Source organism: Amycolatopsis viridis (assembly GCF_011758765.1).
In the GTDB taxonomy this organism is placed as follows: domain Bacteria; phylum Actinomycetota; class Actinomycetes; order Mycobacteriales; family Pseudonocardiaceae; genus Amycolatopsis_E; species Amycolatopsis_E viridis.
Map to the genome: position 1 here is coordinate 1,655,752 of NZ_JAANOU010000001.1, position 14,573 is coordinate 1,670,324.

The following is a 14,573-nucleotide window of genomic DNA, read 5'->3' on the forward strand; positions in this document are numbered from 1 at the left end:
CCTGGTGCCATGCGCGATCGTCCATGGTGGCAGGACGCCATCGGTTACCAGGTGTACCTGCCGTCCTTTCAGGACAGCGACGGCGACGGCTGGGGCGATCTGCCCGGTCTGATCAGCCGTCTGGACCACCTCCACGACCTCGGCGTCACCTTGCTGTGGATCAGTCCGTTCCACCCCTCGCCGATGCGGGACCACGGGTACGACGTCGCCGACTACCGCGGGGTCGACCCGCGCTACGGCACACTGGACGATGTGGACAAGCTGCTGTGCGCCGCGCACGAGCGGGGCATCCGGGTCGTCGCCGACCTCGTGGTGAACCACACCAGCAGCGAGCACCCGTGGTTCCGCAGCGCGCGCCGGTCCCGCACCGACCCGATGCGGGACCGCTACATCTGGCGCGACCCCGCGCCGGACGGCGGCCCGCCGAACAACTGGCTCTCGCACTTCGGCGGTCCCGCGTGGACGTTCGACGAGCACACCGGCCAGTACTACCTCCACCTGTTCACGCCGGACCAGCCGGACCTCAACTGGCAGAACCCGGAGGTCGCCGACGAGGTCGACGACATCCTGCGCTTCTGGTTCGACCGCGGCCTCGACGGCTTCCGCATCGACACCGCGCACTACCTCACCAAGCACCCCGGACTCCCCGACAACCCGTGGCTGGCGGCGGAAGACGTGCCGGTGCAGGGCGGGGTGGCGGCCGAGTGGCTGCGGCAGGACCACCGGTACGACATCGAGCAGCCCTCGGCGATGGACATCCACCGCCGCTGGCGCGCGATCGCCGACTTCTACCACGCGGTGCTGATCGGCGAGGTGTACATCCTCGACCCCGCCCGGCTCGCCACCTACGTGCAGGCGGACGGCCTGCACTCCACGTTCTGGTTCGGACTGGTCGAGTCCGGCTGGGCGCCCGAGCGGGTGGCCACCATGCTGCGGGCCGCGGCCGCCGCCGCGCCCAACCTCGCCTGGGTGCAGAGCAGCCACGACCGCAAGCGCGCCGTCACCCGCTACGGCAGCGCCCGGCGCGCCATCGCGGTGGCCACTCTGCTGATGGGGCTGCCGGGCATCCCGTTCCTCTACAACGGGGAGGAACTGGGCCTGCCCGACGGGACCGTCCCACCCGGACACGCCCAGGACCCGCTCGCCGCGGCCGACGGCGGCAGCCAGTCACGCGACGGCGCCCGCACCCCAATGCCCTGGGAGCCGGGGCCGGGCCTGGGCTTCACCACCGCGCCGGCGGCGTGGCTGCCCTTCGGTGATCGCCGCCCGGGGGACACGGTGGCGGAGCAGCGGGACGACCCGTCCTCGCCGCTGTCGATACACCGCAGGCTGATCGCCGCCCGCGCCCGCACCGCGTGCGCCCGCACCGCACCGCTGTGGCTCGAGGACAGCGGGGACGTGCTCGGCTACCGCACCGGCCCGATCGTGGTCGCCGCCAACCTGTCCGAGGCACCGCACCCGTTCGACCCCGGTCCGGGCCGGTGGCGATGCGAGTTCGACACCGACGACCCCGAGGCGGACCGGGTGCCCGCCGAACTGGCGCCCGGCCAGGCGGTGATGCTGCGGCAGGAGGCGGCGGCTGCGGGGTGATGTGCCGACGCACGTGCGGGTGAGTGCCGCGACGCCGCGCAGCGGCGCGCGGAGTGGCCAACACGGCGCGCGGAGTGGCCAACACGGCGCGCGGAGTGGCCAACACGGCGCGCGGGGTGGTGAACACGGCGCGCGGAGTGGTGGTCCGGCCCCTGCGAGGGGCCGGACCACCGGGGATCAGAACGGCAGCCGCAGCACGAGCGAGTCCCGCACCGGGGCGTTCGCCGTGCGGATGCTGTCCAGTTCGGACGGTGACAGGGCGCGGCGGTAGAGCCGGACCTCGTCCAGGTCGCCCGTCAGCCCGAAGGTGCCGTCGAGGCGGCGGCCCAGCCAGAACTGGAACGACACCGTCTGGGTCACCGAACCGGCCGCGGCCGGACCGGCGGCCACCTGCGCGCCGTCGACCCACAGCACCAGCTGCCCGCCGGTGCGCTGCAACGCCACGTGGTGCCACTGCTGATCCGCGTAGGCACCCGCGGAGCTGATCTGCTTCGTGCCGGAGGGGGTGGTCATCGAGGCGATCAGGCGGTTCGCGGCCGGTTCGCCGCGCAGCCAGATCTGCGGCGCGGTCGAGCCCATGCCGCCCATCCAGAAGAACACCTGGTTGCTCGTCGACGCGCCGTAGTTCACCCAGCCGGTCCAGGTGAAGTCACCGTCCCCGACCAGCTGCGAGCTGTCGTAGGGCACGCGGACGAAGTCGTCCACGCCGTCCAGTTCCAGCGCGCTGCCGTAGCGGCCGGGGACCGTCGCCGGGTCGCCGATCAGGTAGGCGTTGGACCGCTGACCCGACACGTCCCGGGTCGTCGGGCCGGGCGAGTTGCGCCAGCCGAGCACGTCCTCGGCGAAGCGCGCGAAGCGGATCTCGTCCCGGGCGTCCACCGGACCGCCCTCGTACATCAGCCCGATCTCGGTCGTGGCCGCGTGCCGGCCGGTGATCTGCACCATGTCCGAGTAGCCGGACCAGTCGTCGGTGACCCGGGTGCCCTGCTCGGCGTCCTCCCAGCTCCGGCCGCCGTCGTAGGACGAGCGGATCATCATCCACCGGCGCCGGTCGGTGTCCGACGGCGAGGCGAACAGGATGCGGTCCGGTCCCGGCCGGTCCAGGCGCAGCAGCGAACCCTGCACCATCGGCGTCACCAGGTCGGGGATCGTCCGGAACGGCTGGCTGAACGTCTCCCCGCCATCCCGGCTGATCGCGAAGTCGCGGTTGCCGATGTCGGTGCCGCTCTGCTCGCGGCCACCGGCGTAGACCGACCCGTCGGCCAGCTCCACGACGCTGATCTCCGACGGCTTCTGCGGGAACGGCCCCTTCGCCTGGAACGGGTAGCTGTCCACCGCGCCGATGTGCCAGGTCTGGCCGTGGTCGTCGCTGTAGACGAGCGCGCCGTAGTTGACCACCGGGTTGGTGCCCTGCGCGGTCTCCGCGTTCACACCGAACACCAGGCGCCCGCGGTGCGGGCCCTTGCTGAGCTGGATGCCGTGCACCGGACCCGAGGCGTACCACGCGTCCCACTCCGGCCGGCTCGCCTGCGCGCTGATGTCGACGGGCGCCGACCAAGTCAGCCCGTCGTCGTCGCTGTACTGCACGTGCGGGGTGCGGGCGCACGGCACCGCGCAGCCCTTGCCGTCCGTGCGGCCGGCGTTGTAGGTGGTGATCAGGACGATGCGCCCGGTGGTCTGGTCCACGATCGGCACCGGGTTGCCGTGCGTGTCGCCGTCGCCGGGGTTGACGACGCTCAGCGGCGACCAGGTCTTGCCGCCGTCGGTGGAGCGCTTGAGGACGAGGTCGATGTCACCGGCGTCGCCGCAGTCGTGCACCCGGCCCTCGGCGAAGGCCAGGAGGGTGTCGTGGGTGCTCTTGACGATGGCGGGGATGCGGAAGCAGGAGTAGCCCTGCTCCTGCTTGGGGTTGAACAGCGCCTGCTGGTCGAACCCGGGTCTGGCGGTGTCGGCGGAGGCGGGGGTGCCCCCGAGCAGGCCGGCGAGCAGCACCGCTACCACGAGCGGGACCGCGCGCCACGCTGCGGACGATCTCATCTGCCTTCCCTTCGGTCAGTGGATGCGCAAAACCGCGACCCCGCGCGGCGCCAGCGTGTGCCGGGCCGCGGGCGCCGAGCCGGTGAGCAGGTCGGGTGCCGGTTCCGGCAGGCCGATCTGGACCTTTTCGGTGTTGTGGTTCAGCAGGAACAGGAACTCCCGGTCCGGCCCGGCCCGGCGCACGGCCTGCACACCGGCCGGCAGCCCCGGCAGTACCGGTGCCACGCCCGCCTCGGCGGCGATCCGGTCGACCAGGCGCCGCATCCCGTCCGGATCGGGCCGGGTGCCGAGGTACCAGGCGACCCCGGCGCCGTAGCCGTGCCGGGTGATCGCGGGCGAACCGGTCAGGTCACCGCCGGTGAACGCGTCGACGACCTCCGCGCCCTCCGCCGACATCGCCTCCGACCACAGGGTGCCGGTGGCGCCCGAGGTCAGCGGCACGGTCGTGCCCGGGGCGAGCGGCCAGAACTCCTCCACCCGCACGCCGAGCGTCTCGCGCAGCGGAGCCACCGGGTACCCGCCCAGGTGGGCGCGGTCGCAGGCGTCGACGATGCCGGAGAAGAACGACACCAGCAGGTGCCCGCCGCCCTCGACGTAGCGGCGCAGGCCCTCGGCGACCTCGTTCTCGAGCAGGTACAGGTTCGGCACCACGACCAGCCGGTACGCCGACAGATCACGGGTCGGCCGCACCACGTCGCAGGTGACACCGGCGTCGAAGAACGGCGCGTAGTGCGCGAGGTGCGCGTCGAGCTGGGTGACGTCGGCCGAGGGGTGCGCGTCCAGCTCCAGCGCCCACCAGCTGTCCCAGTCGTGCAGGAACGCCACGTCCGACCGCACGCGTGTGCCGGCCACGTCGGCCAGCGCCGCGAGGTCCTGGCCCAGCGCGCGGGCCTCGGCGAACACCCGGGTGTCCGCACCGGCGTGCGGCACCATCGCGGAGTGGAACTTCTCCGCGCCGCCGCGGCTCTGCCGCCACTGGAAGAACATCGCCGCGTCCGCGCCGCGTGCCACGGCCTGCAGCACGCCCTGGCGCATCACGCCCGGCGGTTTCGCGCCGTTGTGCGTGCGCCAGTTCACCGCGCTGGGCGCGTGCTCCAGCAGCATCCACGGCCGGCCGTCCTTCAGCGACCGCACCAGGTCGTAGCCGAACGCGGCCTCCACGTGGCCGCGCGGGTCGTAGGGCTCGGGGTAGGAGTCCAGCGACACGACGTCCTCGTGCGGTTCCCACGCGTGCCAGTCCAGCGCCTTCTGCACCAGGCCGACGAAGTTGGTGGTGAGCGGGACGTGCGGGGTCAGCCGGCGCAGCACCTCCGCCTCGGTGCGGTAGCAGCCCAGCGACGCGTCGGAGGAGAACCGCTGGTAGTCCAGCTGCTGGGCCGGGTTGCGGAACGACGGCGCGACCCGCGGTGGCTGGATCTCCGCCCAGTCCGAGTAGCCCTGCGACCAGAACGTGGTGGACCACGCGGCGTTGAGGGCGTCGAGGTTGCCGTAGCGCTCGCGCAGCCAGGACCGGAAGTCGGCGGCGGAGACGTCGCAGTAGCACGCCCGGATGTGGCAGCCGTACTCGTTGCCGACGTGCCAGATCTTCAGCGCCGGGTGGTCGCCGTACCGGGTGGCGAGCTGCTCCACCAGGCGGGCCGCGTGCTCCCGGAACACCGGGCTGGACGGGCAGAACTGCTGGCGCGACCCGGCCGACAGCCGGGTGCCGTCCTCGCGGACCGGCAGCACCTCGGGGTGGCGGTGGGTCAGCCACGGCGGCGGGGACGCGGTCATGGTCGCCAGTGCCACGCCGATGCCGGCGTCGGCGAGCTTGTCCATCACCGCGTCGACCCAGCCGAAGTCGTACTCGCCCGGCCGCGGCTCCACCTTCGCCCAGGAGAACACGCCCAGCGTCACCAGCGTGACGCCGGCCTCGGTCATCAGCTTGACGTCTTCGTCCCAGACCTCGGGCGCCCAGTGTTCGGGGTTGTAGTCGGCGCCGTAGGAGATCACAGCAGGCCCGCCTCGGTGAGCGTGCCCTTGATCCGGAGCAGTTCCTCGTCGTTGAGCGGGAGCTGCGGGGGCGCCATCACCGGGTTGTCGATGAACCCGCGCATCTTCATCGCCGCCTTGAACGCGCCCAGCCCGGCCGAGCCGCGCCCCATCCGCTCCGGCGGTGCGGCGCACGTGATGTCGAACAGCCGCAGGAGCCGTTCCTGCTCCCGCCGGGCCGCGGCGAGATCGCCCGCGCGCACACTGTCCCAGATGGACACGTACCCTCGCGGGTCCACATTGGCCAGTCCGGGCACCGCGCCGTCGGCTCCGATCTGCAGCGCCAGGTCCACGACCAGTTCCGATCCGGTGAACACGGCGAACCCGGACAGTCCGCGCTCCTGCCGTCCCAGCAGCAGCGCGCTGAACCCGGCCTCGTCACCGCTGGAGTCCTTGATGCCGGCGATCACGCCGTCCGCGGCCAGGCGCAGCACCATCTCCCGGTCCAGCTTGGTGTGCACCGCCATCGGGATGTCGTAGGCGAAGATCGGCAGCGTGGCCTGCGCGTGCAGCAGCCGGAAGTGCTGCTCGATCTCCGCGACGTGCGTGCGCGTGTAGTAGGGCGCGGTGATGACCAGTGCGTCCGCGCCGGCCTCCTCGGCGACGCGGATGTGCTCGGCCACCCGCAGTGTCGTCATGTCGATGCAGCCGGCCAGCACCGGGACCCGGCCGCCGACGTGCTCCACCGTCGTCTCGATCACCACCCGGCGCTGCCGGTCCGGCAGGAAGGCCACCTCGCTGGACGAACCGAGCACGAACACCCCGTGCACACCCGCGTCCAGCTGGACGTCCAGGTGCCGCCGCAGCGAGTCGACGTCGATCGTGAAGTCGTCCCGGAACGGGGTGCACAGCGGCGGGATGATGCCGGTGAATCGAGTCATCGAACACTCACTTCGAGTTCTGGGTGGATGCAGTGGTAGGTGTGCCCGGCGCCGGCCTCCGACGCCGGTGGCACCGCCTCGGCGCACTCGTCCGTCGCTTTCGGACACCGGGTGCGGAACGGACAGCCGCTGGGTGGGTTGACCGCGGACGGCACCGGCCCGGTCAGCACTATCGGTTCGATCGGGTTGAGCAGGCTCGGCGTCGCCGAGAACAACGCCCGCGTGTACGGGTGCCGCGCCTCGCCCGGGATGGCCGCCGCCGGTGCGTCCTCGACGATGCGGCCGAGGTACATCGTGACGATGCGGTCGCTCATCTTCCGCACGGTCTGGATGTCGTGCGAGACGAAGATCATCCCCAGGTTCAGCCGCTCGCGCAGGTCGAGCAGCAGGTTGAGGATCTGGGCACGCACCGAGACGTCCAGCGCGGAGGTCGGTTCGTCGGCGACCAGCAGGGACGGCTCCAGCGCCAGCGCCCGCGCGATCGCCACCCGCTGCCGCTGCCCGCCGGAGAGCTGGCCGGGTACCGCGTCGGCGACGCTGGCCGGCAGGCCGACCAGTTCCATCAGCTCGCGCACCCGTTCGGCGCGCTCGGCCGGCGTGCCGACCTGGTGCACGTCCAGCGGATCACGCACGATGCGGGCGATGGACATGCGCCGGTTCAGCGCGGTGGACGGGTCCTGGAAGATCATCCCGATGTCGCGGCCGAAGTCGCGCCGCACGGAACTGCGCTCCCACAACGGTTTCCCGCGGAACCGCACGACACCACGGGTGGGCTTCTGCAGTCCGACCACGACCTTCGCCAGCGTCGTCTTGCCGCAGCCGGACTCGCCGACCACGCCGATCGTCTCGCCGGGGCGGACGGTCAGCGACGCGTCGGTCAGCGCGTGCACGGAGTCGCGCCCGAGCAGTCCGGACGACCGGATCTTGTGCACGACGTGCACGCCGTCGAGTTCCAGCAGGCTCATGCCGGGGCTCCCTTCACCAGGACCTCCGGTGCGGTGATCGGTTCGGCGGGGTGGTGGCAGGCGACCAGGTGGTGCATGCCGTCACCGGCGACCACCGGCGGCTCGACCCGGCAGTGCGCCCGCGCGGCGGGGCAGCGGTCGGAGAACCGGCAGCCGGGGGCGAACTCGGCGGGCGGGGGGACGACACCCTTGATCTGGGTGAGCCTCGCATCGTTCTCCTCCAGCGACAGCACCGCGCTGAGCAGGCCGCGCGTGTAGTGGTGCCGCGGCGCGCCGACGATCTCCGCGGTCGTGCCGGCTTCGGCGACCTGCCCGCCGTACATCACCACCACGCGGTCGGCGACGTCGGACACCAGCGCCAGGTCGTGCGACACCAGCACGAGCGCGAACCCGAGTTCCTCCTGCAGGCGCAGCAGCAGCGCGATGACCTGCGCCTGGACCGTCACGTCGAGCGCGGTGGTCGGCTCGTCGGCCACGATCAGCTTGGGGCTGCGGGACAGCGCCATCGCGATCAGCACCCGCTGGCGCTGCCCGCCGGACAGCTCGTGCGGATAGGCCCCCAACGTCCGGTCCGGGTCGAGGTTCACGAGCTCGACGAGTTCACGCGGGCTGCGCGTGCCGCCGCGCCGGGTGAACTGCTTGAGCTGCGCGTGGATCGTCATCGCCGGGTTCAGCGAGCTGAGCGCGTCCTGGTAGATCATCGCGATGTCGTGCCCGAGGTGCCGGCGCCGCGCCGACGGTTTCATCGTCAGCAGGTCGTGCCCGTCGAACATCAGCCGGCCGGACAGCTGCGCGGTCCGCGGTTGCAGGCCGACGACCGACAGCGCGGTCAGCGACTTGCCGCAGCCGGACTCGCCGATCAGGCCCAGCACCTCGCCCGGCCGGACGGTGAACGACACGTCGTCGACCACGTTGACGCCGTTGTGCCGTTCCGGGAAGGAGATCGTCAGCCCCTCCACCGACAGCAGAGGTTCGCGGTCGGTGAGGGTGCGGGAACGGCGGCTGAGCCGCTCGCCGACCTCACGCAGGCCGCGGATCGGCAGCACCGGCGCGACGTTCTCGGCCGCCTCCTCGGCGACGACCGCCTTCGCGACCTCCGCGGCACGGGCGGTGCGGGCCGACGGCGCGGCCCACGCGTCGGAAATCCCTTCCGACAGCACGTTCAGCGCCAGCACGGTGATCAGGATCATCAGGCCGGGGAACAGGGTGGCCCACCAGCCGCCGGTCAGCACCATGTCCTTGCCGTCGGAGAGCACCGAGCCCCACGACGGGTCGGGCGGCTGGATGCCCGCGCCGATGAACGACAGCGACGCCTCGAAGACGATGGCGTCGGCGACCATCACCGTGCAGTACACCAGGATCGGCGCGGCGCAGTTCACCGCGACGTGCCGCACCAGGATGAAGAACCGCCGGGCGCCGATGATGTGCTCGGCCGCCACGTAGTCCTCGCCGTACTGCGCGAGCACGTTGGCCCGGACCACCCGCGCCACCGGCGGCACGTTGACGAACGCGATCGCGAAGATCAGCACCTCGATGCCGCGGCCGAACACCGCCACGAACACCGCGGCGAGCGCGATGCCCGGGAAGGCCATCAGCACGTCCAGCACGCGCATGATCACCGCGTCCACCGCGCGCCCCGAGGTGGCGGCGATCGCGCCGATCAGCGCGCCGGCGAGCAGCGCGAGCACGGCGGCCCCCAGGCCGATCGCGAGCGACCAGCGGGTGCCGTGCACCACGCGGGAGAGGATGTCGCGACCGGACTGGTCGGTGCCGAACCAGTGCGCGGCGTTCGGCCCGGTGACCTCGGTGCCCAGCGCGTACGGGTCCTTGACCAGCAGCGGTCCGACGAGGGCGACCAGCGCTAGCAGGACCAGCAGCACGACCGCGACCCAGGACGCCGTGCCGAGCCGCCGGAACCGGATACCGGGCCGGGACAGCCGTTTCGTGAGCCCGGGCCGGTACAGCTGCCGCATCACGACCGGCTCCGCAGGCGCGGGTTCACGATCAGGTACAGCACGTCGACGATCAGGTTGACCAGGACGAATCCGACGGCGATCGTGATCACGAAGCCCTGGACCTTCGCGGTGTCACCGTCGGTGACGGCTCGGATCATGTTCTGTCCCATCCCGGGCAGCGCGAACATCGTCTCGATCACGACGGCGCCGCCCAGCAGGTAGCCGACCCGCAGGCCGAGCACGGTGAGGGGGTTGATCAACGCGTTGCGGAGCACGTTCCGGCCGACGACCACCACCGGTGGCAACCCGCCGCCGCGCGCGGTGCGGACGTAGTCCTTGTCCAGTTCCTCCACCATCGAGGTGCGGATGATCCGGGTCAGCTGCGCGGCCACCGGCAGCGCCAGCGACACCGCCGGCAGGGTCAGCGAGTTCAACCAGCCGCCGAACGAGTCGGCCGGGCTGACGTACCCGCTGGTGGGGAACAGGCCCTGACCCACCGCGAGCCACTGCACGAGCAGCACCGCGATCCAGAACGCGGGCGCGGCGACGCCGGCCAGCGTGACGATCCGGATCAGCTGGTCCGGCCAGCGGTCGCGGAACAGCGCCGACGTCACGCCGAGCACGAGGCTGGCGACGACCGCGATCAGCAGGCCCAGCAGGGTCAGCTGCACCGTCAGCGGCAGCGCGGTGGCGATGGTGTGCCCCACCGGTTCCCGGGTGATCACGCTCGTGCCGAAGTCACCCTGCAGCAGGTGCCACACGAAGTGCACGTACTGCAGCGGCAGCGGGTCGAGCAGACCGTTGTCCCGGCGGAACTGGTCGAGCTGCTCCTGGGTGGCGTTCGCCCCGTCGAACGCGGCCAGCGCCGGGTCGACGGGGGAGAACTGCATGACCACGAACACGAACAGGATCACGCCGAGCAGCAGCGGGATCAGGGCGAGGATGCGCGCGAGCAGCATCCGGAGGACGACGACCATGGCGGCTCCCGCGGATCAGGCCGGCTTGGCCTGGTTGAGGTAGATGCCCGGGTAACCCTGCGCGCGGACGCCGTTGATCTTCCGCGCGTCCCACGCGGTGCCGAGCTGGGTGAACACCACGGGGTAGATGACCGCGTGGTCGGAGATCATGTCGAGCAGCTGCTTGGTGAGCTGCCTGCGGCGGGTCTCGTCGGTTTCGGACGCCGCCTGGTTCTGCAGTTGCAGCAGCGCCTGCGACTCCGGCCCGGTCCAGCGGGCGTAGGTGGTCATCAGCACCGAGGTGGTGTCGTAGTAGTAGCGCGTGAGCAGGTCCGGGTCGTTGCCGAACTGCAGCGGGTTGTTCGTGGTGGCGACCACCTCGAAGTCCTTGCCGCTGTCCAGTTTGGAGAACAGCGCCTTGGTGTCCTGCGAGTCGAGGGTGGTGGTCACGCCGATCGCGTCCCAGCCCTCCTTGATGACCTTGACGCAGTCGGCGACGAGCGAGGTGTTGGTGGTGGACAGCGTGACCGAGAGGTTGGTGATGCCGGCCTGCTGCAGCAATTCCTTGGCCTTGGCCGGGTTGTAGGTGAAGTCGTTGGCCGCGGGCTGCGAGGCCGGCAGCTTCGGGTTGATGAAGGAGGTGGCGGCGGTGCCCGCACCCTGCAACCCGATCTGGATCATCTTCTGCTTGTCGATGGCGTAGTGCAGGGCCTGCCGCACGCGCTTGTCGGTGAACGGCGCGTGGGTGGTGTTGAACATCAGGAACAGGTTGTTGCCGCCGTCGGCGAACTCGACCGTGCGGCCGGCCTTGCGCAGCTGGTCGGCGTTGGCTGGCGGGATGTTGTCGACGATCTGCGCCTCCGGGTTGCTGCCCGAGATGGCGGCCACGCGTGGTGCCGCGTCGACGATGGACTTCCACAGCATCGACTGGTAGGCGGCCGGGCGCGGGCCGTTGTAGTCGGCGAACTTCTCGAAGCGCGTGTAGGACAACGGGGCCTGCTCGACGACCTTGTACGGCCCGGAGCCGACGACCTTGCCGCCGGCGGCGTCGCTCCACTTGCCCTCGAAGACGTGCTTGGGGCAGATCTTCGCGGTCTGGATGCGCTGCAGCGCGTACGGGAAGGGGTGCTTGAGCACGAACTCCACGGAGTTCTCGCCGGTCTTGCGCACCTCGGCGAGCCAGTCCGCGAAGAAGCTGTGCACCAGCACCTTCTCCTTCGGGTCGAGCACGCGGGCGTAGGTGAACACGACGTCGTCGGCGGTCACCGGAGTTCCGTCGTGCCACTTCGCGCCGTCGCGCAGCTCGAACTTCAGGCTGGTCCCGGTCAGGTCGGCGGGCAGCGCCTTGGCGAGCCCCGGGAACGGGTCGCGCGTGATCGGGTCGCCCTCGACGAGCGACTCGTAGCAGTGCAGGTTCGCCGCCATGGAGAACGCGGACGCGGTCTGCAGCGGGTCCCAGGTCTGGTTGTTGCCGTAGCCGATGACCGCGGTGAGCGTGCCGGTCGAGTTGCCCGTGGAGTTGGTGGACGAAGGTCCGCCACAGGCACCCAGGGTGACCGAGAAGGCCGCGGCCGTGCCGGCCAGCCCGGTGTACCGCAGGAAACTACGGCGGCTGAGCCCGGACAAGCTGTGCGACATGACGTCTCCTGACTTGTGCTTCGTTGATCAAGCCTCAGCGGGGAAGTAGGACGTAGGACGTCCTGCGTTCGGGTGACTGTAAACATCGCCGTGCCCGGCGGTCAAGGGTCTGACGTAGGATGTCCGGAAATTCGGCGGTCAGCAGGCGGGGAGTTGGATGTGGCACGCCCTCAGCTCGGCGACGAAATCAGCAAACGGATCATCGACCTGATCATCGAGCGGGATCTGCCGCCCGGGTCGCCGATGCCCACCGAGCTGGACCTGATGGCCGACATCGGGGTGAGCCGCAACTCGATCCGCGAGGCGATCCGCGCGCTGCGGGCGCTCGGGATCGTCGAGGTCCGGCACGGGTACGGCACGTTCGTCGGCTCGGCCGGGTCCGAGGCGCTGCGCACCTGGCTGCTGTTCCGCACGCGGACACCCGGGGCCGGCACGACCGGCCGGCTGCGGGACCTGCTCGAGGTGCGGGAGATGCTGGAGACCGAGCTGACGCGGCGCGTGGCCCGGCGGCACCGGCCCGAGCTGATCGCCGACCTGGAGGAGCGCGTCGCCCGGATGCGCCGGAAGGGCCCGGACAGCGCGACCGCCGACCGCGAGTTCCACGACCTGATCTGCGCCGAGGCGGGGTTCGACCTGGCGCGCGAGCTGACGCGGTTGTTCTGGGACGTCTACCAGGCGGCGGAGTCCGAGCTGGGTGGTCCGGCGGGATCGGCGGTGACCACGGCGAAGCGGCACCAGGCGATCGTCGATGCGCTGGTCTCGGCCGACCCGGACGCCGCGGAGGAAGCCGTGCACCGGCATTTCGACGAGGTCCGCAAGCGGGCGAAGGCCGGTGCGTACGGCGGGCTGGGCGCGGCGACGCCCTGCTGACGGGTGCGTGCCCGGCCGTGCTGCCGCCGGGCACGCACTGCCCGCTCAGGCCAGGGTCTTGGCGAGCCAGGCGGCCTGCTCGGCGACCTGCGCGCCCTGCCCGCCCTCGTGCTGGTTCCACTCCCAGACCCGGATCTCGCCGGGGCCGCCGTAGCGGTTGAAGGCCGCGAACACCGTGGACGGCGGGCACACCGGATCCCGCAGCGCCACGCTGAACAACGCCGGCGCCGATGCCCGCGGGGCCAGCACCGCAGCGTCGAAGTACCGCAACGTGGCGAACGCCTCCGCCGACCGCTGGCGGTGCGCGGCCAGCCACGTCACCAGTTCCAGGTAGGGGCCGTCGGTCGCGATTTCCGCTCCACGCCGGAAGTGGCACAGGAACGGCACATCCGGCATCGCCGCGGCGATGTCCGGCGCCAGCGCGGCCGCGGCGAGCGTGATGCCGCCGCCCTGGCTGCCGCCGGCCACCACCATCCGGTCCGCGTCCACCGCCGGGTGCGCCCGCGCCGCGGCCACCGCCCGCACCGCGTCCACGTAGACCCGCCGGTAGAAGTACTGCGCCGGGTCCAGGATGCCCAGGGTCATGAACCCGGGCACGTGCGGCCCGGGCGGCGCGGGCATCGTGTCGGCGGTGGCGCCGGGCAGCGTTTTCCCGCCCTGACCACGCGTGTCCACCACGAGGTGGGCGTAGCCGAACGCCGACCAGGTGAGGACGTCGTGCGGCAGGCCCCGGCCCAGGTTGTACCCGAGGTACTGCACCACGCACGGCAGCTTCTCCGGCCGCTGCCGGGGCAGCACCAGCCACGCCGAGATCCGCTGGCCGTGCGCGCCCGTGAACGAGGTGTCGAACACCTCGACCGTGCGCAGCAGCGTCTCGTGCGGGCGGAACACCGGATCGAGGTCGAACGCCGCCGCCTCGGACAACGCGGCGGCCCAGAACGCGTCCAGGTCCGGCGGCTCCTCCAGCGCTGGGCGGTATTCCGACAACTCGGACAGGGGCAGATCGTAGGTGGTGGTCACCGGCATCCTCACTTCCGCGGGGTCCCGGCCGAGACTAATGCCGGAACCCCGCGGAAGTCAGTGCTCCATCCGCGCGACGACGCAGCGTCCACCGTGTCCACTGTGTCCACTGTGTCCACCGTGTCTACTGTGTACCAGGGGCAGCCACCGCCGGGCGCGGCGGAACGTCCTCACTCGACGGAGAACGCCGACGCGTACGCGTTCTCCGGGCAGACGATCCACGCGTAGTAGGTGCCCGGGCGGTGCCGGCCGGGACCGTGGCGTTCCAGTGCGTCGGCACGCCGGAGGGTACGACGTTCTCCAATGCGACCGATTCCGGCGCCGCGGACGCGTTGACGCAGTGCGCTTCCACGTCCACCACCTGGCCCGCGTGGACGAAGTCCGGCTCGACGTTGATCCACCCGCACGAACCGGTGCTGCCCGGGTCCGGCACGCAGTACCGGTGCGCGGTGGCGCTCGCGGACGGTGCGGCGAACAACGACAGCCCGAGTGCCCCGGTCGCGGCCGCCAGGACGATTCCCTTGAGGTGCATGACCATTCCTCCCAGTTGAGGTCGTACACCTCTCCTTACGCGGAGCGTGATCACGCGGTTGCCCCGCGGCGGGGGAATTCCGGTGCACCGCGTCCCGG

12 protein-coding genes are annotated in these 14,573 nt (G+C 71.4%); 4 read left to right on the forward strand and 8 right to left on the reverse strand.

What is annotated here, in order from left to right; genetic code table 11:
- Positions 1 to 9 precede the first annotated feature (9 nt).
- Positions 10 to 1,590 (forward strand): alpha-amylase family glycosyl hydrolase, encoded by a 1,581-nt coding sequence (locus FHX46_RS08210; protein WP_167112106.1) that lies wholly within the window; start codon positions 10 to 12, stop codon positions 1,588 to 1,590.
- 177 nt (positions 1,591 to 1,767) lie between these two features.
- Here FHX46_RS08210 and FHX46_RS08215 read toward each other — a convergent pair whose 3' ends face one another.
- The 7 genes from FHX46_RS08215 to FHX46_RS08245 are packed head-to-tail and all read right to left on the reverse strand — an operon-like array spanning position 1,768 to position 12,053.
- Positions 1,768 to 3,627 (reverse strand): sialidase family protein, encoded by a 1,860-nt coding sequence (locus FHX46_RS08215; protein WP_167112108.1) that lies wholly within the window; start codon positions 3,625 to 3,627, stop codon positions 1,768 to 1,770.
- A gap of 15 nt (positions 3,628 to 3,642) precedes the next feature.
- The gene (locus FHX46_RS08220; protein WP_167112110.1) at positions 3,643 to 5,619 is read right to left on the reverse strand and encodes a beta-galactosidase; all 1,977 of its coding nucleotides are present in this window, start codon (positions 5,617 to 5,619) and stop codon (positions 3,643 to 3,645) included.
- A complete protein-coding gene (locus tag FHX46_RS08225; protein WP_167112112.1) occupies positions 5,616 to 6,539 on the reverse strand; it encodes a dihydrodipicolinate synthase family protein in 924 nt (307 codons plus the stop codon). The genes FHX46_RS08220 and FHX46_RS08225 overlap by 4 nt, the downstream gene beginning before the upstream one ends.
- On the reverse strand, positions 6,536 to 7,504 hold the full coding sequence (locus tag FHX46_RS08230; protein ID WP_167112114.1) for an oligopeptide/dipeptide ABC transporter ATP-binding protein: 969 nt from the start codon (positions 7,502 to 7,504) through the stop codon (positions 6,536 to 6,538). The genes FHX46_RS08225 and FHX46_RS08230 overlap by 4 nt, the downstream gene beginning before the upstream one ends.
- Complete coding sequence (locus FHX46_RS08235; protein ID WP_167121259.1) at positions 7,501 to 9,477, reverse strand: dipeptide/oligopeptide/nickel ABC transporter permease/ATP-binding protein; 1,977 nt, start codon at positions 9,475 to 9,477, stop codon at positions 7,501 to 7,503. The genes FHX46_RS08230 and FHX46_RS08235 overlap by 4 nt, the downstream gene beginning before the upstream one ends.
- A complete protein-coding gene (locus tag FHX46_RS08240) occupies positions 9,477 to 10,436 on the reverse strand; it encodes an ABC transporter permease (protein WP_167112116.1) in 960 nt (319 codons plus the stop codon). Before FHX46_RS08240 ends, FHX46_RS08235 begins: the two co-directional genes overlap by 1 nt.
- Before the next feature lie 15 nt (positions 10,437 to 10,451).
- Complete coding sequence (locus FHX46_RS08245) at positions 10,452 to 12,053, reverse strand: ABC transporter substrate-binding protein (protein WP_167112117.1); 1,602 nt, start codon at positions 12,051 to 12,053, stop codon at positions 10,452 to 10,454.
- A gap of 159 nt (positions 12,054 to 12,212) precedes the next feature.
- Here FHX46_RS08245 and FHX46_RS08250 point away from each other — a divergent pair, with 159 nt between their 5' ends.
- Positions 12,213 to 12,923 (forward strand): FadR/GntR family transcriptional regulator, encoded by a 711-nt coding sequence (locus FHX46_RS08250; protein WP_167112119.1) that lies wholly within the window; start codon positions 12,213 to 12,215, stop codon positions 12,921 to 12,923.
- A gap of 45 nt (positions 12,924 to 12,968) precedes the next feature.
- Here the strand turns inward: FHX46_RS08250 and FHX46_RS08255 are convergent, their stop codons facing one another.
- Positions 12,969 to 13,943: an acetylxylan esterase gene (locus tag FHX46_RS08255; RefSeq protein WP_313886062.1), complete on the reverse strand. Its 975-nt coding sequence runs from the start codon at positions 13,941 to 13,943 to the stop codon at positions 12,969 to 12,971.
- A 102-nt stretch (positions 13,944 to 14,045) separates the two neighbouring features.
- Here FHX46_RS08255 and FHX46_RS28780 point away from each other — a divergent pair, with 102 nt between their 5' ends.
- Positions 14,046 to 14,171 (forward strand): hypothetical protein, encoded by a 126-nt coding sequence (locus tag FHX46_RS28780; RefSeq protein ID WP_279589441.1) that lies wholly within the window; start codon positions 14,046 to 14,048, stop codon positions 14,169 to 14,171.
- 14 nt (positions 14,172 to 14,185) lie between these two features.
- Positions 14,186 to 14,494, forward strand: coding sequence for a hypothetical protein (locus tag FHX46_RS08260; protein ID WP_167112123.1), 309 nt, complete (start codon positions 14,186 to 14,188; stop codon positions 14,492 to 14,494).
- Positions 14,495 to 14,573: the final 79 nt, after the last annotated feature.

Excerpts from the sequence above, each read along its gene's own strand:
- FHX46_RS08245 (WP_167112117.1), bottom strand. The coding sequence starts at position 12,053 with ATGTCGCACAGCTTGTCCGGGCTCAGCCGCCGTAGTTTCCTGCGGTAC.
- FHX46_RS08215 (WP_167112108.1), bottom strand. The coding sequence starts at position 3,627 with ATGAGATCGTCCGCAGCGTGGCGCGCGGTCCCGCTCGTGGTAGCGGTG.
- FHX46_RS08210 (WP_167112106.1), top strand. The coding sequence starts at position 10 with ATGCGCGATCGTCCATGGTGGCAGGACGCCATCGGTTACCAGGTGTAC.
- FHX46_RS08230 (WP_167112114.1), bottom strand. The coding sequence starts at position 7,504 with ATGAGCCTGCTGGAACTCGACGGCGTGCACGTCGTGCACAAGATCCGG.
- FHX46_RS08225 (WP_167112112.1), bottom strand. The coding sequence starts at position 6,539 with ATGACTCGATTCACCGGCATCATCCCGCCGCTGTGCACCCCGTTCCGG.
- FHX46_RS08235 (WP_167121259.1), bottom strand. The coding sequence starts at position 9,477 with ATGCGGCAGCTGTACCGGCCCGGGCTCACGAAACGGCTGTCCCGGCCC.
- FHX46_RS08240 (WP_167112116.1), bottom strand. The coding sequence starts at position 10,436 with ATGGTCGTCGTCCTCCGGATGCTGCTCGCGCGCATCCTCGCCCTGATC.